This window comes from Marinobacter halodurans (genome assembly GCF_004327985.1).
Lineage (GTDB): Bacteria > Pseudomonadota > Gammaproteobacteria > Pseudomonadales > Oleiphilaceae > Marinobacter_A > Marinobacter_A halodurans.
In genome coordinates this window covers 15,629-41,242 of the sequence record NZ_SJDL01000001.1, presented here as the reverse complement: position 1 = coordinate 41,242, position 25,614 = coordinate 15,629, and the positions used below count along the sequence as shown (strand labels likewise).

Here is a 25,614-nt window from a genome sequence, read left to right as displayed (position 1 = left end):
CATTGTTCCCCTGGCATGTTCTCTCTATTCTGATCAGGTTAAGCCATTTAGCGTCTTTTTGTGTAATCCCGGTATGTTATTACAACAATGAACCACGATTCACGACGACGACATCCCTGCCCGATTTCGGCTATAGTGCCGCGTTCTGATGTTACGCCGATTGCGACGGGGCGGGGACCGCGCTGCAATCGCAATGGGAGCTGCGACCGGGTGATCTGATGCCAATTCCTTTACTGCAAGCGACCGGCCTGAGCTGCGAGCGGGATGAACGTCTCCTGTTCACCGGCGTGGATCTGGCTGTACGGGCTGGCAGCCTGCTGCGGGTGGAAGGGCCCAACGGGGCTGGCAAGACGACCCTGTTGCGCATCCTGGCCGGATTGCATAGTGGCTACGAGGGCGAGATCCTGTGGTGTGGCGAATCGGTTCACCGGGTGCGGGAGCATTTCCTGCGGAACCTGCTGTATATCGGCCATCGACCCGGGATCAAACCGCTGCTGACGCCGCTGGAGAATCTGGCGGCGTTGCTGGCCTGCCATCCCGGTAGCCACCGCGACCCATTGGAAGGTGCTCTGGAGGCGGTGGAACTCCTGCCGTTCGCCCATATGCCCTGCCATCATCTCTCGGCAGGGCAGCAACGGCGAGTGGCGCTGGCCCGGCTCTACCTGTCCGATGAACCGCTCTGGATCCTGGACGAAGCCTTCACTGCCATTGACCGCGCCGGCGTGGAATCCCTGGAGCGCCTGCTGGAAAAGCGCATGGCGGCTGGCGGCGCCATCATACTCACCACCCATCACCGGCTGTCGATCAGCGGCGCCGAGTCGCTCGACCTGCTGGCCCATACCGGGGAGGCGCTGGCGCTATGAGTGCCATGCAGAAGTTGCCGCGCCTGACTCCCAGGCAGGAGAGCGTTCCGGTATGGCCGGCCTGCTGGGCCGTTATGCGCCGGGACCTGTTGAGCAGCCTGCGTCAGCGGCAGGATCTGTTCAATCCGCTGCTGTTCTTCGTCATGGTGGTCTCCCTGTTTCCGCTTGGGGTGAGCCCGGAGAAGGCGTTCCTGAGGGAAGCGGGCGCAGGCATTCTCTGGGTGGCGGCCCTGCTGTCGACGCTGCTGTCCCTGGATCACCTGTTCCGCCATGATTTCGAGGAAGGCGTCCTGGAACAGTTGCTGCTCCAGCCCCAGCCGCTCTACCTGATCGTACTGACCAAGGTGGTTGCCCATTGGCTGGTGACCGGTGTGCCCCTGATCCTGATGACGCCCGTGCTGGGCATCATGCTGCAACTGGACGGGAACTCGATCGCCTGCCTGTGTCTAACCCTGCTGCTTGGAACGCCGGTGCTCAGCTTCATTGGCGCGATCGGTGCCGCGCTGACACTGGGGCTGCGCTCGGCGGGCATCCTCCTCTCGCTGCTGGTGATCCCTCTCTATATCCCGGTGCTGATTTTCGGCACCGGCACCGTGATGGCGGCTGGGCAGGGCCTGCCGACCGCCAGTCACTTTGCCCTGCTGGGCGCGTTGCTGGTGCTGGCACTGACCTGCGCGCCTTTCGCGGCGGCCGCCGCCCTGCGTATCAGCGTTTCAAACAGTTAACCGGAGACAGGTCTGATGTGGCAGTTCTTTCACAAACTCGGCTCCCCCAAATGGTTCTACGGCATCGCCGGCCGGCTGCTGCCCTGGTTCCTCGTGCCCGGTTTGTTGCTGCTGCTGACCGGCATCGTTTGGGGACTTGCCTTTGCACCGCCGGACTACCTGCAGGGCAACAGCTACCGGATCATCTACATCCATGTGCCGACCGCCTTCCTGGCCCAGGCCTGCTATGTGATGATGGCGGTGGCCGGCCTGGTCACGTTGGTCTGGCGCATGAAGCTGGCGGATGTGTTCGTCAAGGCGGTAGCGCCGGTGGGAGCCGTGGTGACATTTCTGGCACTGTTCACGGGGGCGGTCTGGGGCAAGCCCACCTGGGGCACCTGGTGGATCTGGGACGCGCGCCTGACGTCGATGCTGATTCTCCTGTTCCTGTACTTCGGGGCGATCGCCCTCGGCAATGCCATCGCCGATGAAAAATCCGCGGCGAAGGCTGTAGCCGTCCTGGTCCTGGTGGGTGTGGTGAATATCCCGATCATCAAGTATTCCGTGGAGTGGTGGAACACGCTGCATCAGCCCGCCACCCTGAAACTGACCGAGAAACCCAGCATGCCGCCCGAGATGTGGGTGCCGCTGGTGCTGTCGATCCTGGGACTGTACCTGCTGTTCGGCTGGCTGGCCTGCCTGCGGATGCAGACCGAAATCCTGCATCGGGAACGGCGCGCGCGCTGGGTCCAGGAACTGGTAGAGTGAGGCGGTAATGGCGTTTGATTCGCTGCACGATTTCTGGACGATGAACGGTCACGGGCCCTATGTCTGGACCTGCTATGGCGTCTTTTTCCTGGGTATGGCTGCGCTGGTTGTCGGCTCGTTGATCCAGCGCCGCCGGGTGATCGAGCGTCAGCGCTGGCAGCTGAAAATGGCTCGTCGGCAGGCTTCTGCCGTTACACCAAGAACCAACGAGGGCATATCCTGATGCATCCCGTCCGCAAACGACGCCTGACCATCGTGATCTTCCTGCTGGCGGGGCTGGGTATCGCCGTTGGGCTCACGGTGTATGCCTTCCGGCAGAATATCAACCTGTTCTACGACCCCACCGCGATCATGGACGGTGAGGCGCCTCACAATGTCGTCATCCGGGCCGGCGGCATGGTCGAGGACAACAGCGTGGTGCGCGAACCCAACAGCCTGAAAGTCCGGTTCAGGGTGACCGATTTCAAATCCACCGTGCCCATGGAATACGACGGCATCCTGCCGGACCTGTTTGCGGAAGGGCAGGGTGTGGTGGCCACCGGTCGCCTGCGGGACGACGGCGTGTTTGTCGCGGACAGTGTGCTGGCGAAGCATGATGAAAACTACATGCCGCCGGAGGTGGCCAAGTCCCTGAAGAAGAAAACCGGTGACGATGCCGCCGCGGAAGCGGTGAAGACGGTAGTCACGGAATAGGCGGAGAGCGCGATGATTCCTGAGTTTGGCCATTTCGCCCTGATCCTGGCCCTGATGCTGGCGACCCTGCTGGCACTGGTGCCCCTGGCCGGCTCCATCACCCGGCGGCCGGATCTGCAGGCGTTTGCCCGTCCGCTGGCCAGCGGTCAGTTCGTGTTCGTGGCCATTGCCTTCGGCTGCCTGGCCTGGGCGTTCGTCACGGATGATTTCTCGGTGGCCTATGTCGCCAACAACAGCAACAGCCTGTTGCCCTGGTACTACAAGTTCAGCGCCGTTTGGGGCAGCCACGAGGGCTCGCTGCTGCTGTGGATCCTGATCCTGACCGCCTGGACCGTCGCGGTCGCCATTTTCAGCCGCCGGTTGCCGACGGAACTGGTCTCGCTGGTGCTGTCGATCATGGGCATGATCAGCGTCGCCTTCCTGCTGTTTATCCTGATCACTTCCAATCCGTTTACGCGCCTGCTGCCGAATGTACCGGCGGACGGCGCCGACCTGAATCCGCTGTTGCAGGACTTCGGTCTGGTGATCCATCCGCCGATGCTGTACATGGGCTATGTGGGCTTCTCGGTGGCGTTCGCCTTCTCCATCGCGGCGCTGATCAACGGCCGCATGGACGGCGCCTGGGCACGCTGGTCCCGGCCCTGGACCACGGTGGCCTGGTGCTTCCTGTCGTTGGGTATCGCGCTGGGCAGTTGGTGGGCCTATTACGAACTGGGCTGGGGCGGCTGGTGGTTCTGGGACCCGGTCGAGAACGCCTCCGTGCTGCCCTGGCTGGCCGGTACGGCACTGATGCACTCGCTGGCGGTTACCGAGAAGCGGGGCGTATTCAAGAGCTGGACGGTATTGCTGGCGATCGTGACCTTTTCGCTCAGCCTGCTGGGCACCTTCCTGGTACGCTCCGGGGTGCTGACGTCGGTGCATGCCTTTGCGGCCGATCCGGCGCGTGGCAAATTCCTGATCGGCGTCCTGGCGGTGACAATTATTGGCTCGCTGACGCTGTATGCCTTCCGCGCGCCGGTGGTGCATGCCCGGGTGCGCTATGGCTCCCTGTCCCGGGAAATCTTCCTGCTGCTCAACAACGTGCTGTTGATGGCGGCCATGCTGCTGGTTCTGGTGGGTACGCTGTATCCGCTGGTGCTCGACTATCTCGGTGCCGGCAGCCTGTCCGTCGGCAAACCTTTCTTTGACCTGACGTTCAGCCCGGTCGCGATCGCGGTGGCGCTGCTGCTGGGCGCCGGCGTTTTCTCCCGCTGGAAACGCACGGACGGCGGCTGGCTCGGTCGGCAGCTGCTGTGGCCAGCGGCGATCAGTCTGGTGCTGGCGGTGATCGTGCCGCTGTGGCTGGGTCACCTGGAGCCCTGGGCGTTTGCCGGCTGTTTTGCGGCGGCGTGGGTCTCGGTCGCGACTTTCCGTGATCTCTGGGCCCGCTCCGCTTCCCGTCAGGGGCGCTGGACGGGCCTGCGTCGTTTGACCCGAAGCTATTACGGCATGGTGTTGGGGCATCTGGGTGTGGCGGTCGTCATGGCCGGTGCCACTGTTGTCACCAACTATGGCGTCGAGCGGGACGTGCGCATGGTGCCGGGCGAAACGGTGGAGATGAGCGGCCTGACGTTCCATTTCGACAGCCTCCGGCATCGTCAGGGCCCAAACTATTCCGCCGAGCAGGGGCGGTTCGTGATTACCCGCGAGGGGGAACCGGTCACCACGCTCTATCCCGAAAAGCGGGTCTACGCCGTCCAGCGTAACGTGATGACCGAGGCGGGGATCGATGGCGGCCTGTTCCGGGACCTCTTCGTGGCGCTGGGCGAGCCGGTGGGCGACGACGCCTGGGCCGTCCGGATCCAGTACAAGCCCCTGGTGCGCTGGGTCTGGCTGGGCGCGATCTTCATGGCGCTGGGCGGTGCGCTGGCCATCGCGGACCGGCGCTACCGTATGCGGGTGACCCGTGAGTCGCCGGAAACCGCTAAACAGGAACCGTCTTCGCCCGAAGCGGTAACAGGGGGCGTGTCTTGAGTGCGAAGCGTGTACTGCTGTTCCTGCCCCTGCTGGTGGCGGTAGGTGTCGGCATCGTCTTGTCCGCGGGGATCGGCCGGGACAAGGAAACCCTGGAATCAGCACTGATCGGCAAGCCGGTGCCGGCCTTCCAGTTGGCCTCCCTGCAGGACCCGCAAACCACCTACCTGCCGGATGTCTTCAAGGGCCAGGTGACGCTGCTTAACGTCTGGGCGACCTGGTGCCCGTCCTGTCGCGTCGAGCATCCCCAGTTGGTCAAGCTGGCCCGGGAGGACGGCGTACCGATCATCGGCCTGAATTACAAGGACAATCGCGAAGAGGCGCTGAAATGGCTGGACAAGCTGGGGAATCCCTACAGCAAGGTCCTGTTCGATCCACAGGGAACACTCGGCTTTGACCTGGGTGTCTACGGTGCGCCGGAAACCTACATCATCGACGCCGGTGGTACGGTCCGCTACCGTCATGTGGGCCTGGTGGACGAGAAAGTGTGGAAGGAAGAACTGGCGCCGCTGGTGGCCCGCTACAAGAGGGAAGGCTGATGCGCACTATTGGCCTGGTTCTTCTGATCCTGCTAAGCAGTGTCGCCCATGCCGCGGGCGATACCTATCCCTTTGATAACGATGCCGACCGCAATCGCTTTGAGACGCTGACCCGGGAACTGCGCTGTCCCAAATGCCAGAACCAGAGTATTGCCGATTCCCACGCGCCGATCGCCGCCGATATGCGGGCGGAAGTGCACCGCCTGGTTCAACAGGGAGAGAGTAACGACGCCATCATGGCCGCCATGACGTCCCGCTTCGGCGAATTTGTGCGCTATCGGCCAGAGCTTGAGAGACGGACGCTGCTGCTGTGGTTCACGCCATTGGTCGTCGTGGTGGTGGGGATTGCCGCGGTCGTGATCCTGGTGATTCGCTCAAGGCGCTCGGCGCGCATCGGTGAGCCGGTGCTCAGTGAAGCGGATCGGGCCCGTCTCGACCGCCTCCTGGACGCCGACGAGTCGCCCCGAGACACCTCTTCCCACCATTCCTGATTCAGGGTCACGAGTCTATGACAACCGCTTTCTGGCTGACGCTTGCCGCATTGATTGGACTTGCGCTGGTCTTTGTCCTCTACCCGCTGTTTTTCACCCGGTCGCGGAAAGGGGACGTCGACGATATCCGGCACCAGAACCTGGTGGCCTACCGCTCGCGACTGGCGGAGCTGGACGCGGATCTCGACGCCGGGGTGATCGACGGGCCCACGCATGCACAAATGAAAGAGGAGCTGGCGGGGACGTTGCTGGAGGATGTCGACCGCACGCCCGAAGCTGCGCCAACTGGACGCGCCCGCGGGCGCCGGGCGGCGCTGGTCGTGGTACTGGTCAGCGTCGTCGCCGTGCCGGCGGCCTCCCTGTGGCTGTATCGAGACTGGGGCGGCGTGGAGCAACTGGAACAGTACCAGACGATGCTGGCTTTGCAGCAGGCGGACCAGAGCCGCGGCCAGAAAATGGCCGCGCTGGCGGAGCAGTTGCGGGATCGCCTCATTGCCGATCCGGATAACCTGGACGGTTGGGCCATGCTGGGCCGCACCTACATGACCCTGGAAAACTACGATCAGGCGGCCTGGGCCTTCGAGCAGCTGGCGGGGCAGGTGGACGACGTACCGCGTGAGGCGGCGACTGCCTGGGGGCTGGCTGCCCAGGCCCGCTTCTTCGACAGCAAGGGCGCGATGACCCCGGTGGTCACCTCGACGATCGAAAAGGCCCGCTCGCGTAATCCCGATGAAGTCAACGCGCTGGGCCTGCTGGGCATCCACGCGTTTGAGCAGCAGGATTACCGGGAGGCGATCCGCTACTGGGAGCGCATCATCCAGGTGGCGCCGGATCATCCGCAGTTGCCGTCCATCAAACAGGGCGTGGCCGAGGCCTATCGCCGCCTTGGCGAGCCGGTCCCCGACCGTTTGCTGGCCTCCGGCGGGGCGTCGGTGACGGTGAGGGTGACTCTGGCGGAGCACCTGAAGGACCAGGTCAAACCCGAAACAACGCTGTTCGTGTTTGCCAAGGCGTTTAACGGTCCTCCTATGCCCCTGGCCGTCGCCCGCCTCCAGGCAGGCCAACTGCCTGTGACGGTCACGCTTGATGACAGCATGGCCATGGCACCGGGCAATACGCTCTCCGGTGCCGACCAGGTGGTTGTGTCGGCACGGCTGTCGCCGTCCGGCAACGCGATTCCACAGAGTGGCGACTGGCAGGGTTCGGCCAGCCAACCGGTCAAACTGGAGGCGTACGACGGTCAGCCCGTCGCCGTCACGATTGATCAGCAGGTGCCTTGATCAGGTTCCTGGTCTGGTGAGCACCGGGAAGTGTGGCCCGCCGGGTCGGTGACAGCGGGGCACACGGACGTAAACGCTATTCGGTTTCGTCGCCTTCGACGTCCACCAGCGGCGGTGGAAAGCCGCCCAGTTCCTTCCAGCGATTGACGATCCCGCAGAACAGGTCGGCCGTTTTTTCCGCGTCGTAGGCGGCCGAGTGGGCCTCCCGGTTACTGAACGGAATTCCGGCAATCTTGCAGGCGCGGGCCAGCACCGTGTGGCCATAGGCGAGACCGGCGAGTGTGGCCGTGTCGAAGGTCGAGAACGGGTGGAACGGGTTGCGCTTGATGCCGCAGCGGTCGGAGGCGGCAAACAGGAAGTTGTGGTCGAAGGTGGCGTTGTGGCCCACCAGCACCGCCCGTTTGCACTCCTGCTGGCGGATGGCCTTGCGGATCGGTGTAAAAAGATCGCTCAGGGCGTCCCGCTCATGGACCGCATCCCGCTCCGGATCCCACGGATCGATCCCGGTGAAGTCCAGGGCGGATTGTTCCAGGTTGGCGTTGTCGAACGGGTGGACGTGATAGGCCAGGGTATCGCCCCGTTTCAGCCAGCCTTCATCGTCCATTTCAATCAGTACGGCGGCAATTTCCAGCAGGGCATCCGTCCGGGCATTGAAGCCGCCGGTTTCCACATCCACCACCACGGGCAGGAACCCCCGAAAGCGCGCGGCCATGGGAGAGGTCGGTTTTTCTTCCTCGATCACTGAATACCCTTACTGTTGTTGAATGGTCTCGCCCGGCTCACGGTTATTTACGCCTGCAAACGCCAACGGATGGTTTCGCCGGCGCGCAACGGCGTGATGCGGCCTTCGCCCAGGGTCAGGGATTCGGCCTGGGTCCAGGGGGCCTTCACCAGCGTAATGGTGTCCGTGTTGCGCGGCAGGCCGTAGAAATCCGGGCCATTGAAGCTGGCAAAGGCCTCCAGCTTATCCAGCACGCCCAGGTCCTCGAAGGCTTCGGCGTAAAGCTCGATCGCCGCCGGTGCCGAGAAGCAGCCGGCGCAGCCGCAGGCGCTCTCCTTGCGGCTGGTGTCATGCGGAGCTGAGTCGGTGCCCAGGAAGAACCGGGCATCGCCGCTGACAACGGCATCCTGCAAGGCCTGCTGGTGCTGCCGACGCTTGAGGATCGGCAGGCAGTACAGGTGCGGCCGGATACCACCCACCAGCATGTGGTTGCGGTTGTAAAGCAGGTGCTGCGGGGTGATGGTCGCGCCCAGGTTGCGCTCAGTGTCCATTACGTAGCGGGCCGAATCCGCCGTGGTAATGTGCTCCAGTACGACGCGCAAATCCGGGAACCGTTCCCGGGTCGGTACCAGCACCCGCTCCAGGAAGATCTTCTCCCGGTCGAAGATATCGATGTCGCTGTCGGTGACCTCCCCGTGAACCAGCAGGAGCATGCCGCACTCGCTCATCGCGGCCAGCGCGTCGTCGATATTGCGGATGTCGGTCACACCGGAGGCGGAATTCGTCGTTGCCCCGGCGGGATAGAGCTTGGCCGCCAGGATACCTGCTGCCCGGGCGGTGCGAATGTCCTCGGGCGTGGTCTGCTCGGTGAGATACAGGGTCATCAGGGGATCGAACCCGGTATCGCCGGGGAGGGCGCCGAGGATCCGCTCTCGATAGGCCATCGCCTCATCCGCGTTGACCACCGGTGGCACCAGGTTGGGCATGATAATCGCCCGGTGGAAGCAGCGGGCCGTCGCTGGCACGACATCGGCCAGGGCGTTGCCATCGCGAACATGCAGGTGCCAGTCGTCGGGGCGGGTCAGGGTCAGTGTGGTGGTCATGGGAGCAGCGGTTTCCTGGAGCGGGTGTGTCTGTTTCCGGCGGAGTATACCAGACCCGGGATGTGGATTGGGCAGGGCACCACCGGCAACGGATTCGTTAAAGATTCGTCGCAGCCGGCCGATACCCACAGTATCAACCGTTTACCGTGCTACAGATGGTCCGCCCCATGAAAAACGTCCTGCGCCCGCTGCTGGTCCTCCCGCTATTTGCCGTTCCCCTCCCGGTAACCCAGGCGGCGAGCTACGGTGCCGGTATCGAGAACAGTCAGTGGTACCTGGCTGCGTCGGTGTTCAACTGCACGATGACCCATGACGTGCCGGGATATGGGCGGGCAGTCTTCCAGCACCGGGCCGGCGAGGACCTGCGTTTTTACCTGGAGTCCAATCTCCGGCTGATGAAGGCGGGGCAGGCGTCCCTCAACGTGGAAGCGCCGAGCTGGCGGCCGGGTGTGTCGCCGAGGCCGTTGGGGCAGGTCCATGTCTCGTCCAACCAGCGCCCGGTGCAGGTCGGGACGCCCCAGGCGATGGCAATGGTGGATGGCCTGATGCAGGGGATGGCGCCAACGGTCACCAGCCAGGGGCGCTATTCGTCCGGCCCGGTCCGGGTGCGGCTTTCCAACATCAACTTCGCCGATACCTATCAGGAATACCAGGCCTGCGTTGCCGGCCTGCTGCCGGTGAACTACGACCAGATCAAGCGCTCCCGGATCCACTTCAAGCTCGACAGCGCCCAGCTCAGCGACGCGGACCTGGATCGTCTGGATCTGATCGTTCGCTTCATCCAGGCCGACAGCACGATTGCCCGGATCTATGTGGACGGCCATACCGACCGCAGCGGCAGCCGGATCCATAACCGGCAGCTGTCCGAGGATCGTGCCAACACCGTGGCTGAATACCTCAAGGCGAACGGCGTTCCTGAGGACAGGATCGTCACGCGATACCATGGCGAGCGCTATCCGGCATCCAGCAATCCGGCCGAAAACCGCCGCACCACCGTACGCCTGGAGCGTGAAGGGGAGCGCCGCAGCCTCCAGCGCGCGGAAGCGGACAGCGATCCACGCAACGGTTAGAGGTGTCTGACGGCGTCGGGAGCCGCGGCTTTTCATTCTTCCCGTTGGATGCGGCGCCCGGCTGCCGTACAATATCGCACTTCTCTGAATCCGGTCGTTCCTTCTCCACGCATCCGTTAGGGGTGAGGATGGGGCGCCGTTTAGCCATTCGGGGACGCTGACGCGGTATCACAAGCACGCCGGGCAGTCGGTCGTCTCCTTTCTGATCGACTCGGAGCATGGACATGTCAAACATCAAAAAGGTCGTACTGGCCTATTCCGGTGGCCTCGATACCTCGGTCATCGTGCGCTGGCTGCAGGACACCTATCAGTGCGAGGTCGTGACCTTCACGGCCGACCTGGGGCAGGGCGAAGAAGTGGAACCGGCCCGCGCCAAGGCCGAAGCGCTGGGCGTCAAGGAAATCTACATTGAAGACCTGCGCGAAGAGTTCGTGCGTGACTTCGTTTTCCCCATGTTCCGGGCCAACACCATCTACGAAGGCGAATACCTGCTGGGTACCTCCATCGCCCGGCCGCTGATCTCCAAGCGCCTGATCGACATCGCCAACGAAACCGGCGCCGATGCCATTTCCCACGGTGCAACCGGCAAGGGCAACGACCAGGTCCGTTTCGAGCTGGGTGCCTACGCGCTCAAGCCGGGTGTTCATGTGATCGCCCCCTGGCGGGAGTGGGACCTGAACTCGCGCGAGAAGCTGCTGGCATATTGTGACGAGCGCAACATCCCGGTGGAGAAGAAGAAGGGCAAGTCCCCATACTCCATGGACGCCAACCTGCTGCACATCTCCTATGAAGGCATGGTGCTGGAGGACCCCTGGGCCGAGGCGGAAGAGGAAATGTGGCGTTGGAGCGTGGCGCCGGAGCAGGCGCCGGACCAGCCGACGTACATCGAGCTGACCTACGAGAAGGGCGACATCGTGGCCATCGACGGCGAGCGCCTGAAGCCGCACGAAGTCCTGGCCAAGCTGAATAAGATCGGCGGCGACAACGGCATCGGCCGCATCGACATCGTCGAGAACCGCTACGTGGGCATGAAGTCCCGCGGCTGCTACGAAACCCCGGGCGGCACCATCATGCTGCGCGGCCACCGTGCCATCGAGTCCATCACCCTGGACCGTGAGGTGGCCCACCTCAAAGACAGCATCATGCCGCGCTACGCCGAAGTGATCTACAACGGCTACTGGTGGTCACCGGAGCGTGAAGCGCTGCAGGCGCTGATCGACCAGACCCAGACCTACGTCAACGGCACCGTGCGCCTGAAACTCTACAAGGGCAACGTGGACGTGGTCGGCCGGAAGTCCGAGGACTCCCTATTCGACGAGAAGATCGCCACCTTCGAGGAAGACCAGGGCGCCTACGACCAGAAGGACGCGGAAGGCTTCATCAAGCTGAACGCCCTGCGGCTGCGGATTGCGGCGAGTAAGGGGCGTAAGCTGAGCTGATCCGTCAGTCTCTGGTGCTCTTCAAAAAAGCAGGGCTTTGGTCCTGCTTTTTTGTGCCCGAAATTAACGGGATATGTTTGCAGTTCTGAATAAAAAAAGCCCCCAACCTTTCGGTTAGGGGCTGTGGCCAGCTTGAGTCGTACGCCGTTACGGGTTGCTCATGAACAGAGTGACCGTGTCAGTGACCATACCGCTGAACACGCTGACGGGGTCAGCCGAAACCGGCGTGCCGTGGCTGCCGCTGCTGTAACGGGTGATATTGGTCAGGCCCAGGGTCAATGGCTCGCCGCCCGCCAGTGGCGCGCTGAAGCTGTCCACGGTAACGTTGACCGGGAGACCGGTTTCCGCTGGGGTGAAGGTCTTGTTCAGGGCGGGAATGCCCCATTGCTCTTCATCCGCCGCGTTCGGGATAACGGTGTCGCCCTGAACTTCGGAGAGCTTGATTACTGAAGGATCGGCGAAGTTATCCACGAAGTTGATCGGATCAGCCGTGTCCACTGTGGCCTGGAAGACGTTGAAGTAAGTTTCCAGGTTGGCATCGCCCTGTTCCAGACCGGCTGAGGTCTGCAGGCCCAGCAGGATGCGGGGTGCAAACGTCGGCGAGTTCTCCAGCAGGCGGACAATACCGCCGCCCGGTGTCAGCAGGCTGGCTGCCTTGATGTCGTTGAACGTTGACGGAACAATCGTTGCCCCGCTGCTGTTAACGACTGTGGCATCCAACTGGTTAGCATTGACGCTGGCCAGGAACGGCGTACCGGTGATAGTGCCCAGGGAATGACCCACGAAATAGAATGAGTCGGCTGGCGAGATGGTGAAGCGATCTGCACCGGTTGTATCAGGCAGCGTCAGGCCCGGGAGGCTTGCGCGCAGGTTCATCTGGTCCACGGCACTCTGACGACCGTTATCACGGGTGGTCAGGAAGCTCGTCAGGTTGATGTACAGGCTGCCGGAATCGCCCACGCCTGCGTCGTAGTCTATTGCTGCAGGCGTGCTTGGAGATTTGGCATAGAGTCCAAAGTGGCGCTCGTTGCCAATCATTGGTGCAAGGCCCGGGATAGTGCTGCCCGCATTGGTAGTTGTGTTGATCAGGGACGTGGCCGTAGCCGTGGTGGCAGGCGTTGCCGTACCACCACCAAGTGCTGTTGCAAGGTCGCTAACATTGCCCGCAAGGACGAGGGGCGTGAGCGCATCTACTTCGGCTTCAGATGCTCCTCCAGCTGCAAGGAGTTGTCTTGCCAGAGATTCCTGCTCGGCTTCGGTGAATGCAGCAACACCGTGCAGCGGCTGATCAATGGCGAATACCGCATAGCCGTTGGCTGCCAGAGCCGTGCCAAAGGTCAACGCCGCGCTACGGTCGGTGGTAATGCCATGTTGGTACATCACGATGCCTTTGGGCGCACCTGAAGCCGGATAGAGCGCGAGCACCGGTACGTCAACGGCCTTGGTCTCTTTCGGGAACGGGAAAATGTAGTTGACAGCAGTTGATTTTGCAGGATCCCCCTGAGGCAGAGACAATCCAATGCTGGAGAAAGCACCGTTCAGGCTGTCGGCCAAGTCGTCGTCGGCTTCCCAATGGTCTGTCGCCACGGTGCTTGCGGTTGTGCCGAGGTAGTAAGGCAGTTCCAGTGTGCCTTGCGCGGCCAGAACACCGCTTGAGCCGGTGATTTTGCCCGCTACAGCAGAAACAAGGCCTACCGGAGTCGCCGTCGCGTTCATGTTGAAGTCGGCAGCCGTGCGGTTAACGCCCGAGATTGGAGAGGGCAGCGCATTGCGGAAGTTCGATGCCAGAGCTACGCCGGCACAGTCGATGGAGTCCTGGCCAGCCGCGACGCCATCGCAGGGTGCGCCGCTTCCGAATACGGTTGCCAGTTTGTCGGCGATCGTGGAGCCATCACCCAGCGGAATGTTGGGGAAGGCGGCTACGGCACCATCAACAGCGGGCTTGACCTGAACATAGCTCTTTGCACCACCCTGAACAGCAGATTTTGCTGCGGATACTTTCACGTAGGTCGCAATCTGATCCGCAAACCAAGATCCCGGCTCAGCAATATACTGGAGCACCTTTTCGTCGTTGGACGTTGTGAAGCTGTAGCTCAGCGCCAGATTATCTTCGGTCACAGCGCCACCGGTGGCTGCTGTGATAGTCGGTTCCCAAAGACTGTTAATCAGTGTCCGGACCGGGGCAAGCGCAGAGTTGCCCAAAGGCTGTTCAACATCGGTCAGGTTCTGGTAGGCCGGTGAGGCAACGATACTGTCGCCATTCAGGTCCTTAACGCCGGTCGTTACCGCGACGATATAGCGCTTGCGCGGCTGGAGCGGCAGGATACGAATAGCTGAGGTGCCGTCCAGTGTTTCCACATCTGCACGGACATTGGCAAGGCCAGCCACGGTGGGTGGCTCGCCATTACTCAGACCCTGCACCGGATCGCCACTGGCGTATTCCAGCTCAAGAAGGAATACGGTGCTCGTATTGACAGTTGACGGATCCACCTTGCCGTTCAACTGAACCACAGCCGGGGCAACGGTAGACGCGCCGCTCAGTTCGTTCAGTGCCGTGGTCACGGGCGGCGAGGAGTCGCTGACGCCGAACGTGCCGTCTTTCTGCTCAGAATCAAAGATCAAATCATTGGGGATCGGCAGTTCACTGGTCAGCGGATTGAAGATCGGCCATGTCTTGCCGTCGAAGGCCGGGTTACTGATCTTGTAATCCGGATTTGCGTTCTTCCCCGTGGAGCCATCATCAAGACAGCCGGAAAGGCCAACGGTCGACGCTACGGCAAGGCTTATTAGCGTTTTTCTAAACATGGATGGAACCTATTCCTGTTGTTGTATCGTTATTGTCGGCGCTGATCGCCCCGGTTGGCCCGGTTACCCTCCATCAGCAGCCAATTCTTGTCTGAAAACCTGCGGAGATGCGTTCGACTGCCCTCCAGCCAGCGCTCTGATGCGAACGCACCAGTGGTTTCTATCAGTCTGACTATATCGGAAGAAACTGAAACCTGTTGATCGCTCTAAAGTGTGATTCTGAGTCAGCCGTACCCCGCGCGTGCCTTTATGAAAAATAGAACGGGGTCCGGATACTGTCGAGTATCGGGACCCCGTTCTGAGGCTTCTTTCACGCTGTCTGACGATCCCCGGTCCAACCCGGCGAATCAGTCAAAGCGGCTGAAGTCCGGTTTGCGTTTTTCCTGGAATGCGGTGAAGGCTTCGCTGGCCTCGGCTGACTTCAGGCGCTCGCCAAACAGTTTTCCCTCGGCCAGCAGTGTTTCCCGGATGGCCTCCCGGTTGGGTCGGTTGAGCAGGGCCTTGGTGGCCCGAATGGCCGCGGGCGGTTGTGAGGCCAGTTGCTGACAGGCGGCCAGGGCCTCGGATTCGGTGTTGTCGGGGGCGCAGATGCAGTTGAGCAGCCCCAGTCGATCGGCCTGTTCGGCATCGAAGGGGCTGCCCAGCATCAGCAGTTCACTGGCCCGGGCGCGGCCCAGCCATTGCGGCAGCAGCAGGCTCGAGGCGCCCTCCGGGCAAAGGCCCAGGTTGGCAAACGGCATCTGGAAACGGGTATTGGTACCGGCGAAGACCAGGTCGCAATGCAGCAGCATGGTGGTGCCGATACCGACGGCCGGGCCATTGACGGCGGCGACAACCGGTTTGCCGGCATTGGCCAATGCAAACAGGAAGCGGCCGACCGGCGTGGATTCGAATTCGCCCGGTAGCCCCTCGGCAAAGTCCTTCAGGTCGTTGCCGGCAGTGAAGCAGTCGGCGCTGCCGGTGATCAGTGAGCAGCGGATGGCGGCGTCCGACTCGGCATCGACCAGGGCATCCGCCAGGCCGGTATACATGGCGTGGGTGAGGGCGTTCTTGCGCTCGGGGCGATCGATGCGAATGACTTGTACGCGATCGTGACGTTCGGTCCGGATGAAATCGGTCACTGGGATCTCCTGCTTGTCGTTCTCGGTGGTGTGGGGCGATTAAAGCTGGATTTGGTCTCTCAATGCAACCGGATTGCCGGGCTGCTGGCCGGAGGACGTGCGCCAGGCCCGAGGCAAAACCGGCCGGGCGCTGATTCCTGCCGTTGAATCGGGTAGACTATGGCGCACTTTTTGAGCGTCGTCTGGGGTCGGCCATGCGGCCCATGCCCGGGACGACCGGAGACCCACGAAGCAGGTGTCGCGGCCCCGCCAGCAATGGCTGGGTGATTGTCCTCCCGGATCAATGCGTTATGCGCACCTTCCAACTGATGAGAGCCGATATGACCACAGTAATTCGCCAGGACGACCTGATCGAAAGCGTTGCCGATGCGCTGCAGTTCATTTCCTATTATCACCCCAAGGATTTCATCCAGGCTGTCTACGAGGCCTATCAGAAGGAAGAGTCCCAGGCGGCCAAGGATGCCATGGCCCAGATCCTGATCAACTCCCGCATGTGCGCCCAGGGCAAGCGCCCGATCTGCCAGGACACCGGCATCGTGACGGTGTTCGTCGAAGTGGGCATGGACGTGCGGTGGGATGCCGAGATGTCCCTGGACGATATGGTCAACGAAGGCGTGCGCCGCGCCTATACCCATCCGGATAACGTCCTGCGGGCCTCCGTGCTGGCGGATCCGGACGGCAAGCGCCAGAACACCAAGGACAACACGCCGGCGGTTATCCACCACAAGCTGGTGCCGGGCGATAAGGTGGAAGTGCATGTGGCCGCCAAGGGCGGTGGTTCGGAAGCCAAGTCCAAGTTTGCCATGCTGAACCCGTCCGACTCGGTGGTCGACTGGGTCCTTAAGATGGTGCCGCAAATGGGCGCCGGCTGGTGTCCGCCGGGCATGCTGGGCATCGGCATCGGTGGTACTGCCGAGAAGGCGATGGAACTGGCGAAGGAAGCGTTGCTCGATCCGATCGATATCCACGACCTGCAGGCTCGTGGCGCCTCCAACCGGGCTGAGGAGCTGCGCCTGGAACTGTTCGACAAGGTCAACGATCTGGGCATCGGCGCCCAGGGTCTGGGTGGTCTGACCACGGTGCTGGACGTGAAGGTGAAGGATTATCCGACCCACGCCGCCAACAAGCCGGTCGCGATCATCCCGAACTGCGCCGCAACCCGTCATGCGCACTTCGTGCTGGACGGCTCTGGCGCCTCCCTGCAGACCCCACCGAGCCTGGACGACTGGCCGGAAATTACCTGGGAAGTGGGTGAGAACGTTCGCCGCGTCAACCTGGACACGGTCACCCCGGAAGAGGTGCGCGACTGGAAACCGGGCGAAACCGTCCTGCTGTCGGGCAAGATGCTGACCGGCCGCGATGCGGCCCACAAGAAAATGGTCGATATGATCGAGAAGGGCGAGGAGCTGCCGGTCGACCTGAAGGGCCGCTTCATCTATTACGTGGGCCCGGTCGATCCGGTCCGTGAAGAGGTGGTTGGGCCGGCCGGTCCGACCACCGCGACCCGGATGGACAAGTTTACCCACACCATGCTGGAAAAAACCGGCCTGACCGGGATGATCGGCAAGGCCGAGCGTGGCCAGGTGGCGATCGATGCCATCAAGGAGTTCGGTGCGGTCTACCTGATGGCCGTCGGTGGTTCCGCCTACCTGGTCTCCAAGGCGATCAAGAAGGCGGAAGTCGTGGCCTTCGAGGAGTTGGGTATGGAGGCCATCTACGAGTTCGAGGTGGAAGACATGCCGGTGACGGTGGCGGTCGACTCCAATGGCAGCTCCGTGCACCAGACCGGTCCGGTGGAGTGGCACGAGAAGATCATTGCGGCCAAGGCGGTTTGATGTTCGGTATCCGCTGAAAGCAAAAAGGGGCCTGTCATGGGCCCCTTTTTTGTGTCTTCAATGTAGCCGACGCTTTAGCTTCGGAGTAGCCCGCAGGGCTACTGGATCATACCGCCAGGCTCCGTTGTCCTGTCAGGCGCCTTGCGGCGCCTCAGAAGCTGAAGCGTCTGCTACACGCTCGGGTTGTCCGCTCCGGCCAGCCACTTCCGGGCTTCTTCCACCTCGTCCATCCGGAACACTCTCAGCTCCATATCCAGGAACCGCGACATGAACCGGGCAAAGGGGCCGATCCAGCCGGAGTCCGAGACGACGGCACAGTGGGTGAAGTCCTTGAGGTGTTTGCGGTCGAACCGGATGGCGTCCTTCAGGATCGACAGGTCGAAGCCGTCGAAATCCCGCACGACCTCGATCAGTTTGACCTTGCCGTGCTGTTGGATAAAAGCCTCCATGTGGGCGGCAATCTGCTCAAAATCCTCGGCGGATACCCGGCCTTCAACCCGGATTTCCACCGTTTTCTGTTCGGGATACTCCACGTATTCAGTGGCCATCGTTGTCTCCTCCACAGGGTGGGAGCGGTCAGGATGAACAGCTGATCTCCAGATGTTTGCCCCAGTCCGGGGGCAGCGCGGCATAATGCTCGTTTTCCGGCTGCTCGTCGTAGGGGCGTTTCAGGACTTCCATCAACTTTTGGGCGGTCTCGTACTGGCCGGTCTGGGCGTCCTGGATCGCTTCCTGCGCCAGGTAGTTGCGCAGGATGTACTTGGGATTGACGGTGCACATGGCCTGGTCCCGCTGTTCCGGTGAGCGCGTTTCCTGCGCGAGTCGGGCGTCGTAGCGCGTCAGCCAGTCGTCAGCGACGGCTCGATCCACGAACAGGTCCCGGACCGGGGCGTTGCCGCGGGAGGCCCGTGTCGACAGGCCCCGGAAAAACAGGGTGTAGTCGATGTGGTGCTCATGCAGCATGCTGAACAGGTCCATGATCAGGGACATATCGCCTTCGGCATCCTGCTCCAGTCCGAGCTTTTGCTTCATCAGGGATTCGAAGGTGCCGTTGTAGGTAGTCTCGTAGCAGCGCAGCGCCCGGCGCAGGTCGTCCTCGTCCATCACATGGACCAGGGACTGTGCCAGGAACTGGCAGTTGATAAAGCCGATCTGGGGCTGGCGGTTGTAGGCGTAACGGCCGCCCTGGTCGGTATGGTTGCAGATGTAGCCGGCATCGAAATCGTCGAGGAAGGCGTAGGGGCCATAGTCGAAGGTATCGCCGATGATCGACATGTTGTCGGAATTCATGACGCCGTGGCAGAAACCCACGGCCTGCCATTGGGCGACTAATCGCGCGGTACGCCGGACCACCTCTTCCAGCCACATGCGATAGCGGTCGGGCAGGGGCTCGTCCTGCAGTTCCGGAAAGTGCAGGGCGATGGTGTGATCCAGCAGTTCGCGGGTGGCCTCCGGCCCCTGGTGATAGGCGGTGTATTCGAAGTGGCCAAAGCGGATGTGGGTCTGGGCGACGCGCATCAGGGTGGCGGCGGTCTCGATGGACTCGCGCATCACCGGATCCTTGGCACTGGTCATGAACAGCGCGCGGGTGGTGGGAATGCCCAGGTGGTGCATGGCCTCGCTGCACAGGTATTCGCGCAGCGTGGAGCGCAATACGGCGCGCCCATCGCCAAAGCGGGAATAGGGCGTCAGGCCGGCGCCCTTGAGGTGCCAGTCCCAGTGTCGGCCGTCGGGGCCGATGGTCTCCCACATCAACAGGCCACGGCCGTCGCCCAGGTCCGGGTTGTAGGCTCCGAACTGGTGACCGGTGTACTTCATGGCGACGGGGTCCATGCCGTCCAGCAGTTCCTGGCCGGCACCAACGCGGGCCCAGTCTTCCCGGTCACCGGGGGGCAGCCCCATCTCGTCAGCCAACTCGTCATTGAAGAGCACCAGGCGAGGCGCTTTCAGCGGTGTCGGCTGGATTCGGGTGTAAAAGTGATCGGCGAGCTGGATGTAGCGATTTTCGACTCTGAGTGCTGTCAGAATGCCTCCTTCGGAGCGCCGGGAACAGATGGCTCCTTTGGTTATTGCTGTCTGGATCCAGTGTGCCTCTTTCAGTGGTTTTTGCACAGGGGCGTTCGGCCCCGGTTACTTGCCGGGCCATTCCGGTAGAATACCGGCATGCCTGAACTGATATTGCACACCCGGTTTCGTCACTGCCGTCCCCGCGTGCTGCTCCTGTCCGGATACGATGCCGGTAGCCATCGCCGCTGGCGCGAGCAACTTGTGGCGTCGCAGCCTGCGTTCGAATGGCAGGTCCTGACGCTGCCACCACGCTACTTCCGCTGGCGGATCCGGGGCAACGCCCTGAGCTGGTTGGATGAGCCGCTGTTGGCGGAGCACTGGGACCTGGTGGTGGCGACGTCCATGGTGGATGTAACCGGCCTGCGGGCCTTTCACCGGCATCTGGCTACCGTGCCGGTGCTGCTCTACATGCACGAAAACCAGTTTGCCTATCCGGATTCCGGCGACCAGCACGCCAGCGTCGACCACCAGATGGTGAACCTGTACAGCGCGCTTTCAGCGGATTGGGTGGCGTTTAACAGCGACTGGAACCGGACCAGTTTCCTGACAGGGATCCGCAATCTGCTGGCCCGGTTGCCGGATGCGGTTCCCGAGGGCGTGGCGGAGCGCATCGACGGGAAGTCCGAAGTCCTCCCGGTGCCCATCGGCGATCACCTGTTTGCGGGGGAGGAGCGTGCCATCGACCGGCACTGCCCACACCTGTTGTGGAACCACCGCTGGGAGTATGACAAGGGCCCGGATCGCCTGTTCGCGCTGTTGGAGCAGTTGGTGGCCAGGGGGCAGGATTTCCGGTTGAGTGTGGTGGGCGAACAGTTCCGGCGTCAGCCGGAGGCCTTTGCGGCGATTCGCGAGCGCTACGCCGAACACCTGGTTCACTGGGGTTATCTGGCCCAACGCCAGGATTACGATAACCTGCTTCGCCAGGCCGATGTCGTGATCTCCACGGCGCTACACGATTTCCAGGGGCTGTCGATGCTTGAAGCCATAGCGGCCGGGTGCCTGGCGTTGGCGCCGGAAAGGTTGGCCTATCCGGAATATATCGCCCCAGGAGGCCTTTATGGTAGCCGTCCGGACGATGTTGAGCTGGAGGCCGATGGTGCCGCCCGAACCTTGCTGACGATGCTGCAAGACCGGCCGCTGGAATCTATCGACAACTGGCGCCTTTCGCGACTCCAGCCACGCTACCGGGACCGGCTGACAAGGTTACTGGCTCCCTAGAGCGGCACGGACCTGATCGGCGGCCCTGGGCTTGAGGCGTCCCTGATCCAGCAGCCATTGAATACAGGCTTGCAGGGTTTGCTCCGCATTCCGGGGCGCCAGTCCGAACGTCTCGTTGGTTTCCCGGGTATCGATGTAGGCGTAGCGCTCGGCAACCTCATAGACGAGGTCGTAGGTGAAGGGCGGGGTCACGCCGAACAGCCTGCACACGCGTTCCGTCCACTTGGCACTCCACAACAGCATGCCGCGACCGAAGGGCAGGTGCATCGGTTTGATGCCAGTGAGTCGCTTCAGCAGTAGGGCAGCCTGCCTGACCTCAACGTTTTCGCCGCCCACCACGTAGCGTCGCCGGTTTTCGCCCCGGGTGAGGGCGGCAACATGGGCCGCAGCCACATCGCGGACGTCGACCAGGTTCAACCCGCCCGGATAGGTCTGCCCGACGCCATTCAACCAGTCCATCACCAACTGATTGGACGGCGTCACCCGGTAGTCGCCAGGACCCAGTACGATGGCCGGACAGATCACGACCAGGTGGATGCCGGATTCCTCGGCCAGTTTCTGTGCGGTCTGTTCGCTGCGGGTCTTGGCAATGTAGTAGGGATTGCTGGGGTCGTTGTTCCAGTCGTCGCCAGTGCGCAGCTCTTGTGGGTCGTACGAAAAGCCGACGGAAGCCACCGAACTGGTGTAGACAATGCGCTGGATCCGGTTGGCTTGGGCAGCGGCAAAGACGTTGCGGGCGCCCTGGATGGCCGGCTCCACAATCTCGTCCGGTGATCGGGCAATGGTCTTGTAGACCGCAGCCATGTGGATGATGGCATCCATGCCCTGCGCGGCCTCGGTCAACGCCTGGGCGTCCATGATGTCACCGCGGAAGAGGTCGACGTCGAGCCCTTCCAAACCGCGCAGGTCCGCCGATGGGCGGACGAAAGCCCGGGCACTGTGCCCCTGTTCGATCAGCTGGCGGACGACGTGACTGCCAATATGACCGTTGGCGCCGGTAACGAGAACGCGCATGGCGATGCCCCTGAATTGCATTGACAATGAGATGAATCGAGACGCTAACCGATTCTTCCATGGAAGTGGAGACAGATCTGTCGAACAAGTCTCTTTGTCTTTGTGTGACTCTATGTAACTTATTGTGAATATTAAAATATTGTAAAATCACGTGAAACAGTTCACGATAACGGCCCGGTTCCATGGCGATAATGGAACGGTCACCAGGTGGAATATCACGGAGGATTTTTGGCCTGTCAGCAAGGCAATGATTTGCGGTGGGTAAAAGAGGTACACACCATGCTAAAACGAATGCAGCAGATGATTGATCGGCGGAAAGGTCACAAGGACAGCAGTGTTGCGCAAAGCGACGCGAGAACTCCTCCTCCTGCGAAACCCGCAGACGAGAACCAGCGCGACGAGTGGGACATGTCCCCGCAGGATGCCCTGCAAGTGGGGATTGTTGCCCGTTACAAGTAATCGGCCCTGTCAGGGTATTCGCCTCCCGGCGGGAGGTTTCCATCGGTTCCGGGCTGTGGAAAGATAATCGCCAACGGTTTTCCTTCCCGGCCCGGTGAGCATGGCAGCATCCGACGGTTTACCCAGTCCAGACGATCGCAGTCAATTACGACCCCGATTTGCCCTGATACTGGCGCTCAGTGCCTGTGTCCATCTTCTCCTGTTCATTCTGTTTCCGGACGATTTCTGGCAACCCGATGCTCCCCACGATATCGGTTCGCTCTCGATTGAGATTGTCAGAAACAAACCGGAACCGGCCCCTCAACCGCACCTGAAGCAAAAGCAACCGGCGGCCCGGCAGCCGGATTCTGCCGAGCAGCGCCAGCACCTGCCACGCAATAACGCCGAGAAAACGGATCTGCGTGGAACTGACTTTGATGCACCTGTCGAAGATACGCCGGTGGCGGGGGAGAGCAAACCCACTCAACCCCATGTCAACGCGGAGGATGAAAGGACCCGGATTGCCGAAGGGCATCCGGATAGAACCGACAGGGCGACCGCCAGGCCCCAGGTCACGTCGAACCGGTCATCGACTTCCGTTCCCGAGAAACAGGAGAAGAAACTGCAGGCACCCCAGGGCATGAAATCCCTGTCGGACCAGGAGCTGGCGGGGGCCCGGGCCGGCTCAAAGGATAGCGAGATCGAACGGCGTCGCATCCAGATGGTCAACCATTTCCTGGCCCGGATGCAGATTCAGGTGGATGAGCGGTTCCGCAGGCCGCTGGATGCGAAGGCCTATGAGGAAGGTATTATCGCCTTTGAACTGGACCCTTCCGGCTACCTGCTATCGGCCCGAATCGTCCAGTCCTCCGGTAACACCCGCCTGGACGCCAGTGCGCTGCAGGCGATCCGGGCGGTGCCCCGGTTCGAGGTGCCGGATTCGCCCATTGTCGCGGCCCGCTATTACCGGTACCTGACATTCCGCTATACCGGCGAATAGCGGTTGCCGGGCTCAGCGGGTAAAGTAACGCATCGCCAACAGCCTGAAACGACTCACCATGCGCAATACTCATGACGTTCTGCTCCGCAACAGCGAATACCTGACCGGCCGCCTGGCCCTGATCGGCCTGGTGGACGCGTCTATTCTGGGCCAGCTACCGGGAGAGCCCGGCCTGCTGGTGACCGATCATGCCGGCATTCATGAGCAATGGCAGGCGTTGACGGACTGGCAGCCGGTTTTTGGCTATGAGGGCGCGGCGCTGACCGCCGATAGCGTGGACAGTGTTGTGGTCTTCATGCCCAAGTCCCGTCAGGAACTGGAACTCAGGCTGGCGTTGGCGGGGCATCTGGCCCGTGCCGGTGGCACGTTGTTGCTGATTGGTGAGAAGAAAGAAGGCATTGCCGGTGGGGCGCGGGTGCTGCAGTTTACCTATCCCGATGCCTACAAGGTCGATAGCGCGCGCCATTGCCAGGTCTGGATGGCCAGGGTGCCTGCCGGCATGACCGGCTTCAACCTGAACGCCTGGAAGAGCTGGCACACCATCCGCGCAGGCGGGATCGAGCTGGAAGTTGCCGGCTTGCCGGGTATTTTTTCCGATGGCCGGCTTGATGCCGGGACGGAGCAGTTGTTGGCCTCATTCGGGGAAGAAACGCCGGTGGGGCCGGTGCTGGATTTTGCCTGCGGTGCCGGCGTGGTGGGGGCCTGGCTGGCCCGAAAGGCGCCGGATCTGACGGTCGACGCCGTGGATGTGCAGTTCCAGGCGGTCGCCTGTGCCCGGGCGACCTACGCCCGGAATGGCGTCAAGGGCGAGATCCGATCTTCCGATGGGTTGGCGGCGGTGGCCGGCCGTTACCGTCTGCTGGTCAGTAACCCGCCGTTCCACACCGGTGTGAAGACCGATACCTCCATGACCGAAGCGTTCCTGCGGGAGGCGGCGAATCACCTGGAGTCCGGTGGTGAGCTGCGCATCGTGGCGAACCGTTTCCTGCCGTATCCGGAGCTGATCAAGCGGTACATCGGTCCGTGCGAGACCCTCAGCGAGGATCGCAAGTTCAGCGTCTATCGGGCGTTTCGGCGATAGCGGCGTCAGGCGCCGTAATAGCCGGACGTTCCTTCCGCTGCTGACGGACGGTGCGGGACCCGCCCCTCCTCCTGGTAATGGATATCCCACCAGCAATGGGGAAGCTGCTCGCCGGACGGGAAAACCAGCGACTGCTTGTCGAAGCGTTCGGGGTCCTGGGGTTCCTCACCCCAGAGGAACCAGGCTTCCACCGTATCCTTGCAGGGGTTGGTCAGCGTTGTCAGATCGTTGGTCTCGATCAGGTGCCCGGTGGGCATGTGTTTGAGCAGCATGGACTTACCTCCCTTGGGGAGCCACGAACGCGGCGCAGGATGACGCCCGTTCCGGGGTTCCTCGACTCACTGTACGGTCAGCATAGTCCCTACGTCGTCCCTTGATAAAGTGGATTGTCATCGCTCCCGGCGTTCACTGAAATGTCCCCGAACCGTCACAAGGCTGTCACTGCGACGGGGGAGGCTGGCGATGGAACCAGCCAACGGTGAGGGGGAATGTGGATGCACCAGTACCGGAGTGTTTTTATCTCGGACGTTCACCTGGGGTCACCCGACTGCCAGGCGGACTATCTGCTGGATTTCCTGGACAACGTACGGTGCGAAACGCTTTACCTGGTGGGTGACATCATTGACCTGATTGCCATGCAGCGACGGGTGCATTTCCCGGTCTCCCACCAGGCCGTGATCCGGAAACTGGTCGACCTCGCCGCGGGCGGGACCCGGGTCATCTACGTGCCCGGTAACCATGATGAATTCCTGCGTAACTTCTGCGGGCAGACGCTGGCGGGTATTGACCTGCGCCACAAGGCCGTGCACACGACGGCCGATGGTCGCCGCTTTGTGGTGTGTCACGGTGACCAGTTCGATCAGGTCGTACGTTGCAGCCCGTTGTTGTTGCTGGTCGGTGACCGGGCGCACGGGGTGCTGCTGCGGCTGAACCGCTGGTACAACGCCTGGCGCCGGCTGCGGAACAGGCCCTACTGGTCTCTCGCCGCCTGGGTCAAGACCCGCGTCGGTCAGGCCCGGGCCTTCATCCAGCGCTTCGAGATGGCAGCCCTGACTGCGGCAGAGCGCGGCCAGTACGACGGCTATATCTGCGGCCATATCCACTCGGCCGGGTTTCGCCAGGGAACGGGCGGTCTCTATTGCAACGACGGGGACTGGGTCGAGCACTGTACAGCATTGGTGGAAGGGTTCGACGGCAGCCTGGATATTCTGCACTGGTCGGAGCGGTCCCATATCGTCGACTCCGAGCCCGCGCGAAGCCCGTCAAGGCCGCCGGCCTGGGCCGGCCATGTCCCGCTGCGTCCGGAATCCGGCGGCCTCGCGGCACGGGTACCCACCCGCCACTGAACCGG

General features: G+C 62.3%; 24 protein-coding genes. 16 read left to right on the top strand and 8 right to left on the bottom strand.

Annotation, left to right across the window (positions count from 1 at the left end; all coding sequences use genetic code 11):
- Positions 1-218 precede the first annotated feature (218 nt).
- The 9 genes from ccmA to ccmI all read left to right on the top strand — a co-directional run bounded on the left by ccmA (position 219) and on the right by ccmI (position 7,351).
- Complete coding sequence (gene ccmA, locus EZI54_RS00185) at positions 219-863, top strand: cytochrome c biogenesis heme-transporting ATPase CcmA (RefSeq protein ID WP_131477845.1); 645 nt, start codon at positions 219-221, stop codon at positions 861-863.
- A gap of 74 nt (positions 864-937) precedes the next feature.
- Positions 938-1,588: a heme exporter protein CcmB gene (ccmB, locus tag EZI54_RS00180; protein WP_242674309.1), complete on the top strand. Its 651-nt coding sequence runs from the start codon at positions 938-940 to the stop codon at positions 1,586-1,588.
- Positions 1,589-1,603: 15 nt separating this feature from the next.
- The gene (locus tag EZI54_RS00175; protein WP_131477841.1) at positions 1,604-2,335 is read left to right on the top strand and encodes a heme ABC transporter permease; all 732 of its coding nucleotides are present in this window, start codon (positions 1,604-1,606) and stop codon (positions 2,333-2,335) included.
- Positions 2,336-2,342: 7 nt separating this feature from the next.
- On the top strand, positions 2,343-2,558 hold the full coding sequence (gene ccmD, locus EZI54_RS00170; protein WP_131477839.1) for a heme exporter protein CcmD: 216 nt from the start codon (positions 2,343-2,345) through the stop codon (positions 2,556-2,558).
- A complete protein-coding gene (ccmE, locus tag EZI54_RS00165; protein ID WP_131477838.1) occupies positions 2,558-3,028 on the top strand; it encodes a cytochrome c maturation protein CcmE in 471 nt (156 codons plus the stop codon). Before ccmD ends, ccmE begins: the two co-directional genes overlap by 1 nt.
- Positions 3,029-3,040: 12 nt before the next feature.
- The gene (locus EZI54_RS00160) at positions 3,041-5,041 is read left to right on the top strand and encodes a heme lyase CcmF/NrfE family subunit (RefSeq protein ID WP_131477837.1); all 2,001 of its coding nucleotides are present in this window, start codon (positions 3,041-3,043) and stop codon (positions 5,039-5,041) included.
- Entirely contained in the window at positions 5,038-5,580 is a 543-nt protein-coding gene (locus EZI54_RS00155) for a DsbE family thiol:disulfide interchange protein (RefSeq protein WP_131477836.1), read from the top strand. Before EZI54_RS00160 ends, EZI54_RS00155 begins: the two co-directional genes overlap by 4 nt.
- A complete protein-coding gene (locus EZI54_RS00150; RefSeq protein ID WP_131477834.1) occupies positions 5,580-6,071 on the top strand; it encodes a cytochrome c-type biogenesis protein in 492 nt (163 codons plus the stop codon). The genes EZI54_RS00155 and EZI54_RS00150 overlap by 1 nt, the downstream gene beginning before the upstream one ends.
- 17 nt (positions 6,072-6,088) lie before the next feature.
- Complete coding sequence (gene ccmI / locus EZI54_RS00145) at positions 6,089-7,351, top strand: c-type cytochrome biogenesis protein CcmI (protein WP_131477832.1); 1,263 nt, start codon at positions 6,089-6,091, stop codon at positions 7,349-7,351.
- 76 nt (positions 7,352-7,427) lie between these two features.
- Here ccmI and rnt read toward each other — a convergent pair whose 3' ends face one another.
- Both rnt and pyrC read right to left on the bottom strand, forming a co-directional pair.
- A complete protein-coding gene (gene rnt / locus EZI54_RS00140) occupies positions 7,428-8,093 on the bottom strand; it encodes a ribonuclease T (protein ID WP_423226973.1) in 666 nt (221 codons plus the stop codon).
- A gap of 47 nt (positions 8,094-8,140) precedes the next feature.
- Positions 8,141-9,175 carry a dihydroorotase gene (gene pyrC / locus EZI54_RS00135; protein ID WP_131477830.1) on the bottom strand — a complete coding sequence of 345 codons (1,035 nt, stop codon included), beginning with the start codon at positions 9,173-9,175 and terminating at the stop codon, positions 8,141-8,143.
- A gap of 167 nt (positions 9,176-9,342) precedes the next feature.
- Here pyrC and EZI54_RS00130 point away from each other — a divergent pair, with 167 nt between their 5' ends.
- Both EZI54_RS00130 and EZI54_RS00125 read left to right on the top strand, forming a co-directional pair.
- Positions 9,343-10,245 carry a flagellar protein MotY gene (locus tag EZI54_RS00130; RefSeq protein ID WP_242674298.1) on the top strand — a complete coding sequence of 301 codons (903 nt, stop codon included), beginning with the start codon at positions 9,343-9,345 and terminating at the stop codon, positions 10,243-10,245.
- Positions 10,246-10,469: 224 nt separating this feature from the next.
- Complete coding sequence (locus EZI54_RS00125; protein WP_131477826.1) at positions 10,470-11,684, top strand: argininosuccinate synthase; 1,215 nt, start codon at positions 10,470-10,472, stop codon at positions 11,682-11,684.
- Between the two features lie 147 nt (positions 11,685-11,831).
- Here the strand turns inward: EZI54_RS00125 and EZI54_RS00120 are convergent, their stop codons facing one another.
- Together EZI54_RS00120 and EZI54_RS00115 are read right to left on the bottom strand one after the other, a co-directional pair.
- The gene (locus EZI54_RS00120) at positions 11,832-14,489 is read right to left on the bottom strand and encodes an Ig-like domain-containing protein (RefSeq protein ID WP_131477824.1); all 2,658 of its coding nucleotides are present in this window, start codon (positions 14,487-14,489) and stop codon (positions 11,832-11,834) included.
- Positions 14,490-14,836: 347 nt separating this feature from the next.
- Positions 14,837-15,610, bottom strand: coding sequence for an enoyl-CoA hydratase (locus tag EZI54_RS00115; protein WP_131477822.1), 774 nt, complete (start codon positions 15,608-15,610; stop codon positions 14,837-14,839).
- 320 nt (positions 15,611-15,930) lie between these two features.
- Here EZI54_RS00115 and EZI54_RS00110 point away from each other — a divergent pair, with 320 nt between their 5' ends.
- Entirely contained in the window at positions 15,931-17,445 is a 1,515-nt protein-coding gene (locus EZI54_RS00110; RefSeq protein WP_131477821.1) for a fumarate hydratase, read from the top strand.
- A 170-nt stretch (positions 17,446-17,615) separates the two neighbouring features.
- Here EZI54_RS00110 and EZI54_RS00105 read toward each other — a convergent pair whose 3' ends face one another.
- Both EZI54_RS00105 and EZI54_RS00100 read right to left on the bottom strand, forming a co-directional pair.
- Positions 17,616-17,993, bottom strand: coding sequence for a SpoIIAA family protein (locus tag EZI54_RS00105; RefSeq protein ID WP_131477819.1), 378 nt, complete (start codon positions 17,991-17,993; stop codon positions 17,616-17,618).
- A gap of 28 nt (positions 17,994-18,021) precedes the next feature.
- Positions 18,022-19,473, bottom strand: coding sequence for a protein adenylyltransferase SelO (locus EZI54_RS00100; protein ID WP_131478271.1), 1,452 nt, complete (start codon positions 19,471-19,473; stop codon positions 18,022-18,024).
- Positions 19,474-19,608: 135 nt separating this feature from the next.
- Here EZI54_RS00100 and EZI54_RS00095 point away from each other — a divergent pair, with 135 nt between their 5' ends.
- Positions 19,609-20,730 carry a tRNA-queuosine alpha-mannosyltransferase domain-containing protein gene (locus tag EZI54_RS00095; RefSeq protein ID WP_131477817.1) on the top strand — a complete coding sequence of 374 codons (1,122 nt, stop codon included), beginning with the start codon at positions 19,609-19,611 and terminating at the stop codon, positions 20,728-20,730.
- On the opposite strand, the gene EZI54_RS00090 is transcribed toward EZI54_RS00095, so the two are convergent.
- Complete coding sequence (locus EZI54_RS00090) at positions 20,716-21,744, bottom strand: NAD-dependent epimerase/dehydratase family protein (RefSeq protein WP_131477815.1); 1,029 nt, start codon at positions 21,742-21,744, stop codon at positions 20,716-20,718. The genes EZI54_RS00095 and EZI54_RS00090 overlap by 15 nt on opposite strands.
- Before the next feature lie 559 nt (positions 21,745-22,303).
- Here EZI54_RS00090 and EZI54_RS00085 point away from each other — a divergent pair.
- Together EZI54_RS00085 and EZI54_RS00080 are read left to right on the top strand one after the other, a co-directional pair.
- Positions 22,304-23,182 carry an energy transducer TonB gene (locus EZI54_RS00085; RefSeq protein WP_131477813.1) on the top strand — a complete coding sequence of 293 codons (879 nt, stop codon included), beginning with the start codon at positions 22,304-22,306 and terminating at the stop codon, positions 23,180-23,182.
- A 58-nt stretch (positions 23,183-23,240) separates the two neighbouring features.
- Positions 23,241-24,263 (top strand): class I SAM-dependent methyltransferase, encoded by a 1,023-nt coding sequence (locus EZI54_RS00080; RefSeq protein ID WP_131477811.1) that lies wholly within the window; start codon positions 23,241-23,243, stop codon positions 24,261-24,263.
- Between the two features lie 5 nt (positions 24,264-24,268).
- Here EZI54_RS00080 and EZI54_RS00075 read toward each other — a convergent pair whose 3' ends face one another.
- The gene (locus EZI54_RS00075) at positions 24,269-24,535 is read right to left on the bottom strand and encodes an acetyltransferase (protein ID WP_131477809.1); all 267 of its coding nucleotides are present in this window, start codon (positions 24,533-24,535) and stop codon (positions 24,269-24,271) included.
- 222 nt (positions 24,536-24,757) lie between these two features.
- Between EZI54_RS00075 and EZI54_RS00070 the strand changes: the two genes are divergently transcribed.
- Positions 24,758-25,609 (top strand): UDP-2,3-diacylglucosamine diphosphatase, encoded by an 852-nt coding sequence (locus tag EZI54_RS00070; protein WP_131477807.1) that lies wholly within the window; start codon positions 24,758-24,760, stop codon positions 25,607-25,609.
- Positions 25,610-25,614: the final 5 nt, after the last annotated feature.